This is a genomic window from Rhabdaerophilum calidifontis (genome assembly GCF_008641065.1).
In the GTDB taxonomy this organism is placed as follows: domain Bacteria; phylum Pseudomonadota; class Alphaproteobacteria; order Rhizobiales; family Beijerinckiaceae; genus Rhabdaerophilum; species Rhabdaerophilum calidifontis.
In genome coordinates this window covers 61,011-79,041 of record NZ_VTRS01000006.1, presented here as the reverse complement: position 1 = coordinate 79,041, position 18,031 = coordinate 61,011, and the positions used below count along the sequence as shown (strand labels likewise).

17 protein-coding genes are annotated in these 18,031 nt (G+C 72.1%); 11 read left to right on the top strand and 6 right to left on the bottom strand.

All coding sequences use genetic code 11. From position 1 onward, the window contains the following. Positions 1 to 16: 16 nt before the first annotated feature. Together FWJ24_RS10850 and FWJ24_RS10845 are read right to left on the bottom strand one after the other, a co-directional pair. On the bottom strand, positions 17 to 1,375 hold the full coding sequence (locus FWJ24_RS10850) for an MATE family efflux transporter (protein WP_150287853.1): 1,359 nt from the start codon (positions 1,373 to 1,375) through the stop codon (positions 17 to 19). Next, positions 1,372 to 3,237: a monovalent cation:proton antiporter-2 (CPA2) family protein gene (locus tag FWJ24_RS10845; RefSeq protein WP_150287852.1), complete on the bottom strand. Its 1,866-nt coding sequence runs from the start codon at positions 3,235 to 3,237 to the stop codon at positions 1,372 to 1,374. Before FWJ24_RS10845 ends, FWJ24_RS10850 begins: the two co-directional genes overlap by 4 nt. A 188-nt stretch (positions 3,238 to 3,425) precedes the next feature. Here FWJ24_RS10845 and FWJ24_RS10840 point away from each other — a divergent pair, with 188 nt between their 5' ends. From FWJ24_RS10840 to lpxK, 6 genes are all read left to right on the top strand, one after another. Beyond that, positions 3,426 to 3,845, top strand: a complete 420-nt coding sequence (locus FWJ24_RS10840) for an MAPEG family protein (protein ID WP_206110826.1) — start codon at positions 3,426 to 3,428, stop codon at positions 3,843 to 3,845. A gap of 9 nt (positions 3,846 to 3,854) precedes the next feature. After that, the gene (locus FWJ24_RS10835; protein WP_150287851.1) at positions 3,855 to 4,676 is read left to right on the top strand and encodes an inositol monophosphatase family protein; all 822 of its coding nucleotides are present in this window, start codon (positions 3,855 to 3,857) and stop codon (positions 4,674 to 4,676) included. A 73-nt stretch (positions 4,677 to 4,749) separates the two neighbouring features. Continuing rightward, positions 4,750 to 5,007 carry a DUF4170 domain-containing protein gene (locus FWJ24_RS10830; RefSeq protein WP_150287850.1) on the top strand — a complete coding sequence of 86 codons (258 nt, stop codon included), beginning with the start codon at positions 4,750 to 4,752 and terminating at the stop codon, positions 5,005 to 5,007. Positions 5,008 to 5,038: 31 nt separating this feature from the next. Next, positions 5,039 to 5,809 carry a lysophospholipid acyltransferase family protein gene (locus tag FWJ24_RS10825; protein ID WP_150287849.1) on the top strand — a complete coding sequence of 257 codons (771 nt, stop codon included), beginning with the start codon at positions 5,039 to 5,041 and terminating at the stop codon, positions 5,807 to 5,809. Next, positions 5,809 to 7,080, top strand: a complete 1,272-nt coding sequence (locus FWJ24_RS10820) for a 3-deoxy-D-manno-octulosonic acid transferase (RefSeq protein WP_150287848.1) — start codon at positions 5,809 to 5,811, stop codon at positions 7,078 to 7,080. Before FWJ24_RS10825 ends, FWJ24_RS10820 begins: the two co-directional genes overlap by 1 nt. Beyond that, positions 7,080 to 8,102: a tetraacyldisaccharide 4'-kinase gene (gene lpxK, locus FWJ24_RS10815; protein ID WP_150287847.1), complete on the top strand. Its 1,023-nt coding sequence runs from the start codon at positions 7,080 to 7,082 to the stop codon at positions 8,100 to 8,102. The genes FWJ24_RS10820 and lpxK overlap by 1 nt, the downstream gene beginning before the upstream one ends. On the opposite strand, the gene FWJ24_RS10810 is transcribed toward lpxK, so the two are convergent. Together FWJ24_RS10810 and xseA are read right to left on the bottom strand one after the other, a co-directional pair. After that, entirely contained in the window at positions 8,045 to 8,275 is a 231-nt protein-coding gene (locus tag FWJ24_RS10810; protein ID WP_150287846.1) for a DUF2093 domain-containing protein, read from the bottom strand. The genes lpxK and FWJ24_RS10810 overlap by 58 nt on opposite strands. A gap of 102 nt (positions 8,276 to 8,377) precedes the next feature. Beyond that, entirely contained in the window at positions 8,378 to 9,958 is a 1,581-nt protein-coding gene (gene xseA, locus FWJ24_RS10805; RefSeq protein WP_150287845.1) for an exodeoxyribonuclease VII large subunit, read from the bottom strand. A gap of 79 nt (positions 9,959 to 10,037) precedes the next feature. Here xseA and purD point away from each other — a divergent pair, with 79 nt between their 5' ends. From purD to FWJ24_RS10790, 3 genes are read left to right on the top strand one after another with little or no spacing between them, the layout of a single operon-like run. Continuing rightward, the gene (gene purD / locus FWJ24_RS10800) at positions 10,038 to 11,300 is read left to right on the top strand and encodes a phosphoribosylamine--glycine ligase (RefSeq protein WP_150287844.1); all 1,263 of its coding nucleotides are present in this window, start codon (positions 10,038 to 10,040) and stop codon (positions 11,298 to 11,300) included. Between the two features lie 12 nt (positions 11,301 to 11,312). Then, complete coding sequence (locus FWJ24_RS10795) at positions 11,313 to 12,212, top strand: alpha/beta fold hydrolase (RefSeq protein WP_150287843.1); 900 nt, start codon at positions 11,313 to 11,315, stop codon at positions 12,210 to 12,212. Further along, positions 12,209 to 13,084, top strand: a complete 876-nt coding sequence (locus tag FWJ24_RS10790) for a patatin-like phospholipase family protein (RefSeq protein WP_150287842.1) — start codon at positions 12,209 to 12,211, stop codon at positions 13,082 to 13,084. Before FWJ24_RS10795 ends, FWJ24_RS10790 begins: the two co-directional genes overlap by 4 nt. Before the next feature lie 25 nt (positions 13,085 to 13,109). Here the strand turns inward: FWJ24_RS10790 and FWJ24_RS10785 are convergent, their stop codons facing one another. Further along, positions 13,110 to 13,574, bottom strand: coding sequence for a nucleoside deaminase (locus tag FWJ24_RS10785; RefSeq protein WP_150287841.1), 465 nt, complete (start codon positions 13,572 to 13,574; stop codon positions 13,110 to 13,112). A gap of 73 nt (positions 13,575 to 13,647) precedes the next feature. Between FWJ24_RS10785 and FWJ24_RS10780 the strand changes: the two genes are divergently transcribed. Further along, positions 13,648 to 15,567, top strand: a complete 1,920-nt coding sequence (locus tag FWJ24_RS10780) for a pseudouridine synthase (protein WP_150287840.1) — start codon at positions 13,648 to 13,650, stop codon at positions 15,565 to 15,567. 3 nt (positions 15,568 to 15,570) lie between these two features. After that, positions 15,571 to 16,128, top strand: coding sequence for a 16S rRNA (guanine(966)-N(2))-methyltransferase RsmD (gene rsmD / locus FWJ24_RS10775; RefSeq protein WP_150287839.1), 558 nt, complete (start codon positions 15,571 to 15,573; stop codon positions 16,126 to 16,128). Here rsmD and mutL read toward each other — a convergent pair. After that, positions 16,125 to 17,990, bottom strand: a complete 1,866-nt coding sequence (gene mutL / locus FWJ24_RS10770; RefSeq protein WP_150287838.1) for a DNA mismatch repair endonuclease MutL — start codon at positions 17,988 to 17,990, stop codon at positions 16,125 to 16,127. The genes rsmD and mutL overlap by 4 nt on opposite strands. Positions 17,991 to 18,031 lie beyond the last annotated feature (41 nt).

Genomic DNA, 18,031 nt, shown 5'->3' with positions numbered 1-18,031 from the left:
CCGGGGCAACGACTTGTTAACCGGCCGCCGTGATCCGCGTCTCGATCCGTCGGATGGCGCGGAACGCGACGAAAGCCGCCGCAAGCCCGAAGATCACCGAACCGAGCGTCATGCCCGCCGCCGCGCCCTCAACCCCGGCCAGCGCCGCACCGGCCATGCTGAGCGGGATCGTCCCCAGCGTCGCCCGGCCCCAGTTGAAGACCGTGGCATAAAGCGGAAAGCCGAGATTGTTGAACGCGGCATTGGCGACGAACAGCAGGCCGTTGAAGATCCAGCCGAACCCGCCGACGAGGCAGAAATAGGCAAGGTAGCGCGCCGTCTCGCCCTCGACGCCGAACAACGCGGCGATCGGATGGCGAAACAGCGCCAGCGCCAGCCAGGCCAGCACCGAATAGCCCATCGCGAAGAGCAGCGCGTCGCGCAGCGCGGCGCGGAGCCGGTCAAAGCGACGCGCACCGAGATTCTGGCCGAGGATCGGCCCGACCGCGCCGGAAAGCGCGAACAAAACGCCGAACGCCACCGGCACCAGCCGGTCGATGATCGTGCTGGCGGTGATCGCCTCGGCGCCGAACGGCGCGAGGATGCCGACGAAGAACAGGAGCCCGACGGGGCTCGCGACATTGGTCAGCACCGCGGGAACCGCGATCGCCGCGAAGGGGCGGGCATCGCCCCGGATCTCGGCGGGGTGCGCCCAGCGCAGCAACCGGTGGACGCGCAGGACGCCGTTGAGCCCCACGGCGGTGAAGACCAGGCGGCTGATGACGGTGGCGATCGCCGCGCCGTCGGTTCCGAGCCCCAGTCCGAAGATCAGCAGCGGATCGGTGATCGCGGTGACGAGGCCGCCGATCAGCGTCACCAGCATCGCCCGCCGCGCATCGCCGACGGCGCGCAGCAGCGCGGAAAGCATCATCCCCGCCGCCATCAGCGCGTTGGCCGGCAGCGTGATCGCCAGGAAGCGCGCTGCCACCGTGCTCGGCGTGCCCTTGGCGCCGAGCGCCGCCAGAACGGGATCGAGCGCGACAAGCAGCCCCGCCGAGACCAGGAGAGCGACGAGCATGCCGAGCGCCAGTGCCGAGCCGGATAGCCGGCGCGCGGCATCGCGCTCGCCGGCGCCGATCGCGCGGGAGACCAGCGCGGCGCCGGCGATCATCGTGCCGATATTCACGGAAATGGCGAGGAAGAGCACCGTCGTCGCATAGCCGACGCCGGCGGTCAGTTCGTCGTTTCGCAGCAGCGAAATGTAGAAGAGCGACAGGAAATCGACGACGAAGATCGCCATCAGCCCGATAGCGCCCGTCATCGTCATCTCGATGACATGGCGCATGGTGGAGCCCTGCGTGAAGCGGGGCGGCGGCGCGGCGAGCGGTGCGTTCACGACGAGGCCCCCGTCACGCCCTCGAGATCCGTGCCGGAGGGCGGGGCGGGCTTGGGCGGCACGGAAATGTCGCGCCCCCTGCGCTTGGGCTCGGAAAGCGGCGTCGGCGTCACACGGATGCCGTGCAGCAGATCATGGCCGCCGAAGAGCCCCTCCTCGCGCTGCCGCAGCAGGCGCTGCGTGTCGCGGCGGCGGATATCAAGCCGGACTTCCTCCGCCGTCGCCTCCGAGACGCCAAGCGCAAGCAGCGCGTCGCGTCCCAATATCAGCGCCGATTCGAAAGTCTCCCGCACCGGCGCCTTGACGCCGCGGTCCATCAGATCGAGCGCATGGACGCGGTCATAGGCGCGCACCAGCAGCCGTGCCTGCGGGAAGCTGCGCAGCACCATCTCGGCGATCATCGTCGTCGCCTCGCTGTCCTCGATGCAGATGACGATCACCCCCGCCCGCTCGGCCCCGGCGGCGCGCAGCACGTCGAGGCGGCGTCCATCGCCGTAATAGACCTTGAAGCCGAAGGTTCCCGCCGCCTTCACGCTGTCGATATTGCGGTCGATCACGGTCACGTTGCGCTCGATGGCGAGCAGCATCTGATTGACGACCTGTCCGAAGCGCCCGAACCCGATGACGAGGACATCGCCGGTGGCGCCGTCGAAATTGTCAGCCACCCCCTCCTCCGGCACCGCTCGCGCCTGGCGGCGCGCGATCAGCATTTCAAGAGCCTTCGCCGCGAGCGGGCCGAAGAACATCGTCAACGCGGCGATGGCGGTCAGCAGCGACGCCTCGCGCGGACCGAGCAGCCCGAATTGTGCGCCAAGCGGGACGATGACGAAGGAAAACTCGCCGATCGTCGCGAGAAGCACGGCAGCACGGGCGGAATCCGTGACGCCGAGCCGGGCGAAACGCAGCAGGCCATAGACAAGCCCCGCCTTGACGGCAAGGATCGCCAAAGCGCCGCCGAGGACGAGCGCGAGGTTGCCCGTGACCACCCTGGCCTCGATCCCCATGCCGACGCTCATGAAGAACAGGCCGAGCAGCAGGCCGCGGAACGGTTCGATATCCGCCTCGAGCTGGTGTCGGAAATGGCTCTCCGCCAGCAGAAGCCCGGCGAGGAAGGCGCCCAGCGCCGCCGAAAGCCCGACGATATGCATCGCCTCCGCCGCGCCGAGCACCACGAGCAGCGCCGCGGCCGTCATCACCTCGCGGGCATCCGCGCGGGCGAGGATGCGGAACAGCGGGTTGAGCAGATAGCGCCCGGCGAGCACCAGCGCGGCCAGCGCCCCGAGCGCCAGCGCGAGGTCCGGCAAGTGCTCGACGAACCCGCCGCTCGCCGCCGCCTGCCCTCCGGCGAGCGGCAGCAGCGCGATGAACGGCACGATCGCGAGATCCTGGAACAGCAGGACCGAGAAGGTCTTCTGCCCGTAGGGCGAAGACATCGCGCCGCGCTCGTCGAGTGTCTGGAGTGCGATGGCCGTGGCCGAGAGGGCGAAGGCAAAGGCGGCAACGAAAAGCCCGGCCCCGGCCGGCAGGACCAGTTTCAGCAGCGCGGCAAGGATCAGGGTCGTGATGGCGACCTGCGTGAGGCCGAGCCCGAGAATGTCGCGCCGCATCGAGAGGAGCTTCGAGGGCTTGAGTTCCAGCCCGATCACGAACAGGAACAGGACGATGCCGAACTCGGCGATCGAGCGCAGAACCTCCGGCTCACGGAACAGCCCGAGCCCCGAAGGACCGATGATCAGCCCGGCGCCGAGATAGCCGAGCACCGCCGAGAGCCCGGCGAACCGGAACAGCGGCACCGCCGCCACGGCCGCCGCGAGAAACACCAGAATGGAAAGCGTGGCCCCGAGAGGCGCGGCATCAGCCATGGGGAGGGTCTCGACCGGAGGGATATTTCGGACGGGAGCGGAAGCCTCGGATTCCTGCGAGGCTGCTGCTCCATTCCGGGCAAGATAGGCATGCCGGAACGAATTGCGAGGGCGGCGCGAAGGCCCTATGGCGAATGCGGCCGGAATCGCTCCGGCGTTGCAAAATCGCTGCAGGGAGCGGAATGCCCATGGACATGCTCGTGAAGGCCGGCGCGACCCAGGCCCTGGCATTCGCCGTCAGCTATGTGGCGCTGCTCGCCATTCTCGGCGTGGCGCTGACGGTTCGCGTCATCGGGCAGCGGCGCGCGGCGGGAATCGGCATCGGCGATGGCGGCGACCGCGATCTTGCCCGGCTGATCCGCGTCCATGGCAATTTCAGCGAGACGGCGCCGATCATGATGATCCTGCTCATCGCCCTGGCGCTCGCCGGCGCGCGGGAATGGATGGTGCACCTTGTCGGCGTCAGTGCCATCCTCGGCCGGCTGCTGCATGCCGTCGGGCTCGGACGCAGCATCGGCGCGAGCTGGCAGCGGGTGGCGGGCATGACGCTGACCTTCACCGCCATTCTCTCCGGGGCGCTGCTGCTGCTCCTGCGCGCCTGGGCCTGAGCCATCCGGATGTCCTCCACCCGTGCCGATCTCGACAGCACCCAGCGCCTTCAGGCCCTGCATGACGGGCTGATCGCGCTGGCACGGGAAGCCGGCCGGCTCGCGCTGCGTCATTACCGGCCCGGCGCGACGACAACGGCCCGGATCGACTGGAAGACCGGCGGATCGCCGGTCACCGAGGCCGATCACGCGGTGGACCGGCTGCTTGCGGCGGAATTGCCGCGCCTCGCGCCGCTCCCCATCCATTCCGAGGAGCGGCCGGAGGGCTGGGCGCAGCCCGCGGGCGGCGATGCTTTCGTGCTCGACCCGATCGACGGCACGCGCGATTTCGCCGGCGGCGGCCGCGATTGGTGCATCGTGATCGGCGTGCTCGCCGGCTGGCGGCCGATTGCGGGGGTCGTGCACATGCCGGCCACCGGCATGATGGTCTCGGCCTTTCGTGGCGGCGGTGCCTTCCGTGACGGCGCGCCCCTCGCCCCACCCCCTGCCGCCACGCCGCCGCGCGCCACCGGGCCGCGCAGCATCGCCGAGATCGCCGAACGCCGCCTCGGCACGCCCTTGGCGCCGATCGCCCGCATCGCGCCGCTCGCGCATCGATTGCTGGCGCCGCTGACCGGCGCGGCGGAATTCGCCTGCGCCAATCCCGGCGCGCATGACTGGGACATCGTCGCCTCGGATTGCATCCTCGCGGAGGCCGGCTTCCGCCTCGCGACGCTCGCCGGCGCATGCCCCGATTACCGGCTCAAAGGCGGCGAACAGCCGGCGCTGATGGCCGGATCCGCGGCGCTGATCGAGAAAATCCGCCCGCCGCTCTTGACGAAACCCGGCTGATTGAGGATCGACGTCGGCGATCCCAACCGGCGCCGGAGCCTCCCGCGCGCGAGTGAATGCAACGGATTTCACCATGCCCCAATCCGCCGCCTCCCAGAACGAAGCCGCACCGAAGCAGCTCCTGCACCTCGTGTTCGGCGGCGAACTCGAGCAGATCGACGGCGTGACCTTCCGGGATCTCTCCAAGCTCGATCTCGTCGGCATCTATCCGAATTACGCCAGCGCCCATGCCGCCTGGAAGGCCCGCGCGCAGGCGACGGTCGACAATGCCCAGATGCGCTATTTCATCGTGCATCTCCACCGGCTGCTCGACCCCGAATCCGGCGCATGATCGCCGCCGCCCCGCACGGGGAACGCCTCTGATGCTGCGCCGCATCGGCCGCTCGGCCTTCGTCAAGCACGCGCTGGGATCGCTCCTCGCCGGCTATCTCCATGTCGTGCGGCGGACGAACCGGATCATCGTGATCCCCGAGGATGCCTATGAGGGCATCGCGGCGATCCAGCCGGCCATCTTCACCTTCTGGCATGGCCAGCACCTGATGCAGACCTTCTTCCGCCGGCCGCAGGACCGCGCGCATGTCATGATCTCGCGCCATGGCGACGGTGAGATCAACGCCATCGCCGTCGAGAAGCTCGGCATGAACGTGGTGCGCGGCTCGGGCGCCCAGCGCGCCGATCAGATCCAGAAACGCGGCGGAATCCCGGCCCTGCGCGCAATGCTGGCGCTTCTGGAACAGGGCGAGCACGTGGCGCTGACGGCGGATGTGCCGAAAATCTCCCGCGTCTGTGGCGAGGGTGTCGTCACGCTCGCGGCGCTGTCCGGGCGGCCGATCCTGCCGGTGGCGGTCGTCTGCTCGCGGCGGATCGATTTCAAGAGCTGGGATGCCGCGAGCCTCGGCCTGCCCTTCGGCCGCAGCGTGATCGCGGTCGGGGCTCCGATCCGCGTGGCGCGCGATGCCGATGCCGGCGCGCGCGAGACGGCGCGGCTGGCGGTCCAGGCGGAACTCGACCGCGTCTACGCGGTGGCCTATGGCGTGCTCGGCCAGCGCGACCCCGGCGCGGGGCGCGCCTCGGTGGCGGCGGCACGCGAAGCGCACCGCAATGCACGCCACCCCGGCGCTGCGGGCCCGTGATGGCAACGCCGCTCACGCTTCATCTCTACGCGGCTGCGGGATTGCTGCTGACCCCCTTCGCCAAGCGCATCCTGCGCCGGCGTCTGGCGCGCGGCAAGGAGCATCCGGAGCGGCTCGACGAGCGGCTCGGCCGACCGGGGCAGGCCCGCCCCGCCGGGTTCCTCGTCTGGCTCCACGCCGCGAGCGTCGGCGAGACGATGTCGATCCTGCCGCTGATCGGCCGCCTCGCGGCGCGCGGGCTTCCGGTGCTGCTCACGACCGGCACCGTGACCTCCGCCGAGCTGGCGGCGCGGCGCCTGCCAGCGGGGGCGCTGCACCAGTTCGTGCCGATCGATCTGCCGGGGCCGGTCCGGCGTTTTCTCGATCATTGGCGGCCGGATCTCGCGCTGTTCTGCGAATCCGAACTCTGGCCGGGGTTAATGCGTGCGGTGCAGGCGCGCGGCGTGCCGCTCGGGATCGTCAACGGCCGGATGTCCGCGCGTTCGGCGCGGGCCTGGCAGCGGCTGCCCGGCACGGCGCGGGCCCTGCTCGGCGACCTCGCCCTCTGCCTCGGCCAGAGCGCGGAGGATGCCGCGCGCTACCGTGCGCTTGGCGCCCCGGCGGAGGCGATCGGCAACCTGAAATTCGATGTGCCGCCGCTGCCGGTCGAGGCCCGGGCGCGCGCTGCGCTCGACGCGGCGATCGCCGGCCGGCCGGTGCTGCTCGCCGCCTCGACGCATCCCGGCGAAGAGGAGATTGTTCTCCGCGCGGCGGAACGGCTGCGCGCGACACATCCCGCCCTGCTGACGGTGCTCGCGCCGCGTCATCCGGGCCGCAGCGCCGAGCTCGCCGCCCTCTGCGCCGCGCATGGCGAGGCGCCGGCGATCCGGAGCCTCGGCGCCCTGCCCGGTCCCGAGACGCGGATCTATCTCGCCGACACGCTTGGCGAGCTGGGGCTGTTCTACGCGCTCGCGACCCTGGCCTTCGTCGGCGGCTCGCTGGTGCCGATCGGCGGGCACAACCCGATCGAGCCGGTGAAGCTCGGTGCACCGGTGCTCCACGGGCCGGAGATCGCCAATTTCCGCGATGTCTACGCCGCCCTTGCCGGCGCCGGCGGCGCGATCGCGGTGGCGGATGCGGCCAGCCTCGCCGAAGAAGCCGCACGGCTGCTCGCCGACCCGGCGGCGTGCCGGCGCCTCGCCGATGCCGCGCGGGAGGTCGTCGCGCGTTCCGAGGGCGCGCTCGCGCGCACGCTCGCGGCGCTCGCGCCGCTGCTGCCGGAGCCGGGCTGATGCGGATGCCGGATTTCTGGCGCGCGGAGGGCGCGCTCTGGCCGGCCCGGCTCCTGACCCCCTTCGCGGCGGTGCTCGGCACACTGACCCTGCGGCGCATGGCGCGCACCGGATTCCGCGCGCCGGTCCCGGTGGTCGCGATCGGCAATTTCACCGCCGGCGGCGCCGGCAAGACGCCGGCGACGATCGCGCTGGCAGAAGCCTTTTCGGCGCGCGGCGAGCGCCCTTTCGTGATCATGCGCGGCCATGGCGGGCGCCTCGCCGGGCCGGTGGCGGTCGATCCCCGGCGGCACGCGGCCGAAACCGTCGGCGACGAGGCGCTCCTGCTCGCGCGGGCGGCGCCGGTGATCGTGGCGCGGGACCGTGCTGCCGGGGCGCGCCGCGCCGTGGCGGCAGGCGCGACGCTGCTGCTGCTCGACGACGCGCTCCAGAACCCGCATCTTATCAAGGATCTGACGCTGGCGCTCATCGATGGCGCCTTCGGCTTCGGCAATGGCCGGGTCATTCCCGCCGGCCCGCTGCGCGCGCCGCTTGAAGGGCAATGGCCGCAGGTGGATTGCGCGGTGATCGTCGGCCCGGATACGGCCGGGATCGCGGCGCGGATCGGCCCGGCGATCCCGCTGCATCCGGCCCGGCTGGAGCCGGCGCCGGAGGCCGCCGCGCGGCTGGCGGGCGTGCGGGTGCTGGCCTTTTCCGGCATCGGCCTGCCGGAGAAATTCGAGGCGAGCCTGCGCGCCTGCGGGGCCGAGATCGCCGCGGCCCATCGCTTCGGCGACCATCACCGCTTCACCCCGGCGGAGGCGCGGCGGATCCTGGCCGAAGCCGAACAGCTTGGCGCGCGGCCCGTCACCACCGAGAAGGACCATGTCCGGCTCGGAGGGCATCCCGATCTCGAACGCCTCGCCGCGCGGGCGGAGATCCTGCCGGTGACGCTGCGCCTCGCGCCGGAAACGCTGGACCTCGCCTATCGCGCGGTCGATTCGGCGCGCAGCCGCATCAGCACGGCTTCCGGCCCGGCATAGGCCTCCTGCCGCTCGGCGCTCCAGTAGCGGAGTTCCTCGATCGGGATCACGGCACCGGTGACCGCGCAGCGCACGAAGCTGCCCGGCCGCACGATCCGGTAATCGCTGTCGCTGTATTCCAGCACGGCCTCGGTGCCGAGGCCCGGGCCGGCGGGGCCGGGATTGCCGCGCATCTGCCGTTTCCTTTCCGTCCAGCGTCGATCTAGGCGGAGGCGCCGTCGCATGCAAGCCGGCCGGCGCCGAGCCCCTCGCCGGCAAAGCCCCGACCGATGCGCTCAGAACAGCGAGCCCTGGCCGCCCTCCCCGCCGCGCGGCCGGGCGGGGCGCGCCGCGGACGGGCGCGGCGGCGCCTCCCCCGCGGCGACGGCGCCGAGCCTGCCATCCGCGAATTCGATCGTCATCGCGGCGCCGGGGCGCGCAGCGCCGGCGGAGGCGAGGATCGCCTCGCGCTCGTCGCGCACCACCGCGTAGCCGCGCGCCAGCACCCGGCGATAGCCGAGCGATTCCAGCAATTGGCCGCGCGCGGCGACCCGATCCGAGAGCCGCGCGAGGCGCGCACCAAGGGCGCCCTCGAGGCGGGACGAGAGCGCGGCCAGCCCGGCGATCCGACGCTCGGAATCGCGGCGCTCGAGCGCGAGGCGCTGGGCCAGGGCGCGTCCGAGGCGCTCGGCAAGCGCGGCGAGGCGCTCGCGCCGCCGCTCCATCAGCCGGGCGGGCAGCACCGGCAGGCGGCGTCCGAGCCCGTCGAGCCGCTCCGCCGCGCGGGCGAGCCGCGCTTCCGGCGTCTGGGCGCCGAGGCGGCGGGCCAGCCCGGCCAGGGCGAGGCCCCTCCGGTCGAGCCCGGCGCGGATCAGCCCCGCCGCGCGCAGGCCGGCACGGTCGAGCCGCTGGCGCGGCGCCTCCAGCGCCCGCTCGGGCGGCGGCAGGGCGCGGGCGAGGTTCTGGAGATCGCGCCGCCACCGCTCCTGAAGCCGGGCCATGCCCCGCGCGAGCCGGCCATCCCGATCGCGGACCCGCGCGATCAGCTCGGCGCGCACCGGCACCACCATCTCGGCGGCGGCACTGGGCGTCGGGGCGCGAATATCGGCGACGAGATCGAGCAGGGTCCAGTCCGTCTCGTGGCCGATCGCCGAGACGAGCGGGATCGCGCTTTCCGCCGCGGCACGCACGACGATCTCCTCGTTGAAGCTCCAGAGATCCTCGAGCGAGCCACCGCCGCGCGCAACGATGATGACATCGGGGCGCGGCAGGTCGGGGTCCTCCGCGGCGATGGCGTTGAGGCCGCGGATACCGGCGGCGATCTCCGCCGCACTGCCCTCGCCCTGGACCCGGACGGGCCAGACCAGCACCTGGCGGGGAAACCGGTCCGACAGGCGGTGGATCATGTCGCGGATCACCGCGCCGGTCGGCGAGGTGACGATGCCGATCACGCCGGGCAGAAAGGGCGGCCTGCGCTTGCGCGCGGCATCGAAAAGCCCCTCCTCCTGCAATTTCCGGCGCCGCTCCTCAAGGAGCGCCATCAGCGCGCCGATACCGGCCGGCTCCAGCGCCTCCACCACGATCTGGTAGGTCGATTTGCCGGGGAAGGTGGTGATCCGCCCGGTGGCGACCACCTCCAGCCCCTCTTCGGGGCGGAAGCGCAGGCGCGAGAAAACGCCCTTCCAGATCACCGCATCGATCTTGGCGTTCTGGTCCTTGATCGAGAAATAGCAATGCCCCGAGGAATGCGGGCCGCGATAGCCGGAAATCTCGCCGCGCAGCCGGACATGGCCAAATGCGTCCTCCAGCGTGCGCTTGAGGGCGCCGGACAATTCGGAAACCGAGAGTTCGGGCGCGTTGGAAACCGGATCGGGCATCGCGCCGGAGTGTAGAGATCACGGCCGCGCGATGCTACAGCGCGAACCGGTTTTCGACAGCGGCGCGCGGGAGCGATTCATGAATGTCCTTCTCATCGGCAATGGCGGGCGCGAACATGCCCTCGCCCATGCCATCACCCGCAGCCCGCGGCTCGGCACGCTGTTCGTGCCGCGCGGCAATCCCGGCCTCGCCGCGCTGGGGCGCGAGGTCGCGCTCAATATCGGCACGGCGGAGGATGTGATCGGCTTCTGCCGCGACCATGCGGTCGATCTCGTCGTCGTCGGCCCGGAGGCGCCGCTGGTGGCGGGCCTCGCCGATCCGCTGGCCGCGGCGGGAATCGCGGTGTTCGGCCCGTCGAAGGCGGCCGCCGCGCTTGAGGGGTCGAAGGATTTCACCAAGACGATCGCGCAGGCCGCCGGCGTGCCCACGGCCGCGCATGCGACCTTCACCGACGCGGCGGCGGCGCTCGCCCATGTCCGGGACAAAGGCGCGCCGATCGTCGTGAAATATGACGGGCTGATGGCCGGCAAGGGCGTGACGGTCGCCTCAACGCTCGCCGAGGCCGAGGCGGCGATCCGCGCGCTTCATGCCAACGAAGCCGATGCCCGCATCGTGATCGAGGAGATGCTGGTCGGCGAGGAAGCAAGTCTCTTCTGCCTCGTCGACGGCGAAACCGTGCTGCCCTTCGGCTCGGCGCAGGACCACAAGCGCGCCTTCGACGGCGACAGGGGGCCGAATACCGGCGGCATGGGTGCTTATTCCCCCGCCCCGGTGATGACGCCCGCGATGGAGCGACGCGCGCTCGACGAGATCGTCATTCCCACCATGCGCGAGATGGTGCGGCGCGGCACGCCCTATCGCGGCGTGATCTTCGCCGGGCTGATGATCACCGCGGAGGGGCCGAAGCTGATCGAATACAATTGCCGGTTCGGGGATCCGGAATGCCAGGTGCTGATGCTGCGGCTGGAGAGCGACCTGCTCGACCTGCTGGAGGCGACCGCGCGGGGCAGCCTCGCCGGGCATCGCGTGACGCTGCGGCCGGACGCCGCCGTGACGATCGTGCTGGCATCGCAAGGCTATCCCGGCGAATACGCGAAGGGCAGCGAAATCCGCGGCGTCGAGACGGCATCGGCCATGCCCGGCGTGACGATCTTCCATGCCGGCACGCGGCGCGAGGGTGGGCGCCTGCTTGCCGCCGGCGGGCGGGTGCTCAATGTCTCGGCGGTGGGCGCCGATCTCGCCGAGGCGGTCAGCCGCGCCTATGCGGCGGTCGACGCCATCGATTGGCCGGAAGGCTTCTGCCGCCGCGACATCGCGGCGCGCGGGCTTATTGCGCGCTGAAGGACCGTCACGATGTCTGATCTCGCCGATCTCTTTCCCGGTTTCGAGAGCCGCCATATTCCAACCGAGGCCGGGCATGTCTTCGCCCGGATCGGCGGCGCGGGCACGCCGCTGGTCCTGCTGCACGGCTTCCCCCAGACGCATGTGATGTGGCACCGGATCGCGCCGGAACTCGCACGGCGCTTCCGCGTCATCGCGCTCGATCTGCGCGGCTATGGCTGGTCGAGCGCGCCGGCCGATGATCCGCGCCACGAGACCTATTCGAAGCGCGCAATGGCGACGGACGTGATCCGCGTCGCTGAGGCGCTCGGCCATGCCCGTTTCGCGCTCATCGGCCATGATCGCGGCGCGCGGGTCGGATACCGCCTCGCGCTCGACCATCCCGGCCGGGTGACGCGGCTCGCGCTCCTCGACATCATTCCCACGCTCGCGATGTGGGAGCGGATGGACGCAACCCGCGCGATGCAGGTCTATCACTGGACGTTTCTCGCCCAGCCGGCGCCGATGCCGGAGAGCCTGATCGGCCGGGCGCCGATCGACTGGCTCGAACATACGCTGGCGAGCTGGACGCGGCAGAAGGATCTCTCGGCCTTCGACCGGCGGGCACTCGCGCATTATCGCGCGTTCTTCAACAATCCCGACCGCATCGCCGCGACCTGCGCCGATTACCGCGCCGGACAGAGCCGCGACCCCGAGGCCGACGCGGCCGACCGCGCCGCCGGCCGCGTCATCGGCTGCCCGACCCTGGTGCTCTGGGGCGACAAGGGCATTCCTGCCGAGGGCGCTTCACCCCTTAACGATTGGCGCGCCTTTGCGCCGCAGGCGACGGGGCATGCGATCGCCGGCGGGCATTTCCTGGCCGAGGAAAACCCCGCGGACACGCTTGCCGCCCTTGACGGCTTCCTCGGATGAGCGCGCGGCGCCAGCGCAACTGGCCGCGATTCGGGCTCGTGCTGGGCTCCGGCGGCGCGCGCGGCATCGCGCATGTCGTGGTGCTCGAAACCCTCGACCGGCTCGGGGCGCGCCCGGTCCAGATCGCGGGAACCTCGATCGGCGCGATCCTCGGCGCGGCCTATGCCGCCGGGGCGAGCGGCGCGCAGCTGCGCGCCCATATGCTTGCGGATTTCCGCGACCGCGCCGATGTGATGGCGCGGCTGTTCCAGGCCCGCGTCGGGAAATTCGCCGATCTCTGGCGGCGCGGGCTCGGCAATCCGGTGCTGATCGACGGCGAGGGCATCCTCCAGCGCTTCCTGCCCCGGCCGCTGCCGCCGCGCTTCGAGGATCTCGCGATCCCGCTCGCGGTGGTGGCGGCCGATATCCACCGCCTCGAACGGGTGGTGTTCACCGAGGGCCCGCTCCAGCCGGCGATCGCCGCCTCGATGGCGATTCCCGGCCTGGTGCGGCCGGCCGTGATCGGCAACCGCGTGCTGATTGATGGCGGCGCGGTCGATCCGCTGCCGGTGCGGGCGATCACGGCGGATGTCGACATGATCCTCGCGATCGACGTCTCACGCGCCGCCGCGCGCGACGAGGGCGAGAAGATCCCCGGCCCGGTGGAGACCGGGTTCCGCGTCTTCGACCTGATGCAGGCCGCGCTGGCCGATGCGCATGTCGAGGAGGGGCTGCGCCCGGTGCGGCGGCTCAAGGCACCGGTCGAGGGCTACAACGCACTCGATTTCTTCTCGGCCCGGAAAATCCTCGCCGCCTCGGAGAGCCTCGCCGGAGCGGTCGAATCGGCGCTCACGCTGCCGGTCGGCGCGATGCCGGGCCCATCAGGAGCGTGAGCGGGTCCCGGCGCGGAACGGCCGATCAGACCCGGCGCGCCGCGAAGAAATCACGCAGCAAAGCCGCCGCCTCGGCCTCGCGGAACCCGGAATAGACCTCCGGTGCGTGGTGGCAGGTCGGATGCGCGAAGACGCGCGGGCCATGTTCGACACCGCCGCCCTTGGGGTCGGCGGCGGCGTAGTAGAGCCGACGGATGCGCGCGAAGGAAATCGCGCCGGCGCACATCGGGCAGGGTTCGAGCGTGACATAGAGATCGGCGCCGCCGATCCGCTCCGAGCCTATGGCGGCGCAGGCCGCGCGGATCGCAAGGATCTCGGCATGGGCGGTGGGATCGTTGCATTCACGGGTGCGGTTGCCGGCGCGGCCGATCACCCGGCCGTCGAGCAGGATCGCGGCGCCGATCGGCACCTCGCCGCGCGCGCGCGCGGCCTCCGCCTCCGCGAAGGCGATATCGAAGCCCGATTCTGCCGCGCCCTGCGCCGGGTGCATGCCGCCCGTCCCCGCAACCAAAAATGCGGATCCGGCCCTCGCAAGGCCGGACCCTTCCTGTTAGAAGCGCCCGATGACCGACAGCGATAATGACAAACGCCGCCCTGGCAAGCCCCGCGCCCCCCGTTCCCGTTCCGAGCAGGACCGGCCGGCACGGCCCGGCCCTGCGGGCGAGACGCGCCCCAAGCGGGGCTTCCGCCCCCAAGGCCCACGCGCCGAGGCGGGAGAAGGCGGCAACCGGGAGCCGCGCGCCTTCCGCCCCCGCCCGCCGCGCGCGGATTTCGCGCAGCAGCGGGAGCGTGAGGAGCGCCCCCGCCCGCCGCGTGCGGAAGGCACTGCCGGCATCGCCCCCGGCGGCGAGCGCATCGCGCGGGTGATGGCACGCGCCGGGCTCTGCTCGCGCCGCGAGGCCGAGGAATGGGTGGCGGCCGGCCGCGTCTCGGTGAATGGCCGCGCCATCCTCTCGCCGGCGCTGGATGTGACAGGCCGCGACACGATCCTCGTCGATGGTCGCCCCCTCCCCCAGCGCGAGCGGACGCGGCTCTGGCTCTACAACAAGCCGCGCGGGCTGGTGACAACCGCCTCGGATCCCGAGGGCCGGCCGACGATCTTCCAGAATCTGCCGGAGGATTTGCCGCGCGTCGTCTCGATCGGCCGGCTCGACATCAACACCGAGGGGTTGATGCTGCTCACCAATGATGGCGGGCTCGCGCGCGTCCTCGCCTTGCCGGAAACCGGCTGGCTGCGGCGCTACCGGGTCCGCGTCCATGGCGATGTCGACCAGGCCGCGCTCGATACCCTGCGCGAGGGCGTGACGATCGACGAGGTGCATTACGGCCCGATCATCGCAACGCTCGACCGCGAGATCGGCGACAATGCCTGGCTGACCATGGATCTCCGCGAGGGCAAGAACCGCGAGATCAAGCGCGTGCTCGAACATCTCGGCCTCCAGGTCGGGCGGCTGATCCGCGTCTCGTTCGGCCCGTTCCAGCTCGAGGATCTCGGCCCCGGGGCGGTCGAGGAGGTGCGCACGCGGGTGCTGCGCGACCAGCTCGGGCCGCGCCTCATCGAGGATTCCGGCGCCTGGTTCGACGGCCCCGAGGAGGATGGCGAGACGCCGATGCAGCGCTCGGCCCGCCCGAAGCGCTTCGACCGTCGCAAGCCCGGCGAGAAGCGTGATCTCGCGCTCAAGGGCGAGGCGAAGGATCTCAAGGTGGAGCGCGAACGCGTCGCCGACCGCAAGGGACGCGTGGTCAAGGTGGAGCGCGTGGTGACGCTCGATCGGCCGCCCATGCCGGCACCGCGGCCGAGCCGCGACGAGCGTCAGGCCGAGCGGAAGGCCCGCTACGGCCGCGAGGGCGGCGACGCGCGGCGCGAGGGCGCACGCCCGTTCCGCGAGCGCCGGGACGATCAGGCCGGCGAGCGGCCTTTCCGCGAACGCCCGCCCCGCGCTGCCGGGGAACGCGGCGCCGGCGGAGGCAAGCCCTTCCGTGATCGTTCTCCCCGCCCGCGCCGGGAGGAGGAGGGCGGCGAGAACATGTTCCGGCCCCGGCCGCCGCGCCGCGAGGGCGGCGGGCAGCGCGAGGACGCGCGCCCGTTCCGGCCGCGGCACGAGGAGGGCGATGCGCGCCCGTTCCGGCCGCGCGGGGAGAATGAAGCCGGCGCGCGCCCCTTCCGCGAGCGCCGGGACGATCAGGCCGGCGAGCGGCCTTTCCGCGAACGCCCGCCCCGCGCAGCCGGGGAACGCGGCGCCGGCGGCGGCAAGCCGCAGGGCAAGCGAGCCGGCGCCCCGGGAGCCGGAGGCAAGGATTTCCGGGGGCGCGATTCCCGCGGCGCGCATGCCGGCGGCGGACGGCGGGATGGCGCACCGGGCGGCGGCAAACCTTCACGCGGCAAGCCTTCGCGGGGCGGGGGGCGCGGCGGCGCGCCCGCCGGCCGGCCGGGCGGCAAGCCTCCGCACGGCAAGCCCCCGCGCGGGCGCGGCGGAGGCTGAGCGATGCGGATCGTCGGCGGCCGGCTCGGCGGGCGGGTGCTCAGGGCCCCCGCCTCGATGGCGATCCGCCCAACGACCGACCGGATGCGCGAGAGCCTGTTCAACATCCTCGAACACGGGTTCGAGGAGGCGCTCGCGGGGGCGCGCGTGCTCGATCTCTTCGCCGGCACGGGGGCACTGTCCTGCGAGGCGCTGTCGCGCGGCGCCGGCTTCGCGGTGATGGTCGATATCGGCGCCGAAGCGCGCGGCCTCCAGCGCGAGAATGTCGAGGCGCTCGGCCTCGGCGGCGTCACGCGCATCCTGCGGCGGGACGCGACACGGCTCGGCGATGTCGCGCCGTTCACCCCGTTCACGCTGGTCTTTTGCGATCCGCCCTATGGCCGGGGGCTTGGCGAGGCGGCTTTGCGCGCGGCACTTCAGGGCGGCTGGCTCGCGCCCGGCGCGATCGCGGTTCTAGAGGAACGGGCGGGCACCGACATCGCCCTTCCCGCCCCGCTGGCCGAGATCGACCGGCGCAGGGCCGGCGACACGCAGCTGCTCTTCGCACGGATGCCTGGCTAGCTTCGCCCGAACAGGCGCTCGAGCGCGCCGAGATCCATCTCGATATAGGTCGGGCGGCCGTGATTGCACTGGCCGGAGCCGGGGGTCGCCTCCATCTCGCGCAGCAGCGCGTCCATCTCCTCGCGCCGGAGCAGGCGCCCGGCGCGCACGGAATGGTGGCAGGCGAAGGTCTTGAGCACGTGGTCGATCCGCGCCGCGAGCGCCTCGGCGCTGCCCCATTCCGCGATCTGGTCGGCGAGATCGCGCACCAGCGCCGGGATATCCGCCCCCGCGAGCGGCGCCGGCACTTCCTGCACCGCGATCGCGCCGGGGCCGAAGGGCTCGATCACCAGCCCAGCCCCGGCCAGGTCTTCCGCCGCCCCGGCGAGCCGCGCCGCGCCAGCCTCGCCGAGATCGACGATCACCGGAATGAGCAGGGGCTGGCGCGGCACGGGTCCGGCGGCGCGGGCCGTCTTCAGCCGCTCGTAGACGAGCCGCTCATGCGCGGCGTGCTGATCGACGATCACGATGCCGCGCGCGGTCTGGGCGACGATATAGGTCGCGTGAAGCTGCGCCACCGCATGGCCGAGCGGAAATTCCGCCCCCTCGCCCGGCTGCGGCACGGCAGCGGGCCGCACCGGCGGCTCGGCGAGACCGGGGGAGCCGGCCGCCGGCGGAAGCCCGTCGGGAAAGACGAAGGACAGCGGCCGCCCGCCCGGGGGCGATGCCATTCCCGGCGGCGGGGCGAGATGGCGCAGGCCATGGCTTTCGAAGCGGCGCAGCATCGCCGTGCCGCCGAGACTCGAGGTACGGTGCCCGGCTGCGGCGAGCGCATCGCGGATGCCCGAGACGATCAGCCCGCGCACGGCCTCGCCGTCACGGAAGCGCACCTCCAGCTTGGCAGGGTGGACATTCACGTCCACGGCCGCCGGATCGAGCGTCAGGAACAGCGCGACGACCGGGTGGCGCCCGGCGGTGATCGTATCGGCATAGGCCGCGCGCAGGGCGCCGATCAGCAACCTGTCGCGCACCGGGCGGCCATTGACGAACAGATATTGGTCGAGCGCGCTCGCGCGGTGGAAGGTCGGCACCGAGGCGAGCCCTTCGAGCCGCAAGCCGGGTCGCTCGGCCAGCACCGGCGCGGCATTGGCGCCGAAATCGCGGCCGAGAAGGGCGGCGACACGCCGCGCGACGGCCTCCGCTCCGCTCTCGGCGGCAAGCTCGAACCCGGCGAGATGATCGCCGGCCAGCGTAAACGCGATCCCCGGATGCGCCATGGCGAGCCGCCGCACCACCAAGGCCGCCGCCTGGGCCTCCGCGCGGTCACTCTTGAGGAATTTGAGCCGCGCCGGCGTGGCGTGGAACAGATCCTCGACCTCGATCCGCGTACCGGGCCCATGCGCCGCCGGCCGCACCGGCGCGACACGCCCGGCATCGACGCGGATCATGTGGGCGTGGGTATCTTCCCTCGCTCCGGAGAGCGCTCGACCGCTCGGGTGTTCTTCCCGCGCTCCGGACTGCGCTCGACCGCTCGGGTTTGAGCGCGGGCGCGAGGTGATGGTGAGCCTCGCCACGGCACCGATCGAGGGCAGCGCCTCGCCGCGGAAGCCGAGCGTGCGGATGACATCGAGCCGGCCATCGGGCAGCTTCGAGGTCGCGTGGCGCTCCACGGCGAGCGTGAGATCCGCCGCGCTCATGCCGATTCCGTCATCGCTGACGCGGATGAGCCGCCGCCCGCCCTGCTCGACGCGGATATCGATGCGGCGCGCGCCGGCATCGATGGCGTTTTCGACCAGTTCCTTCACGGCGGCAGCCGGGCGCTCGATCACCTCGCCGGCGGCGATCTGGTCGATGAGCACGGGGTCAAGGCGGCGGATGGGCATCTTGCCTAGATAGGCTGATTCCGATGCCGGGGCGACCTTTG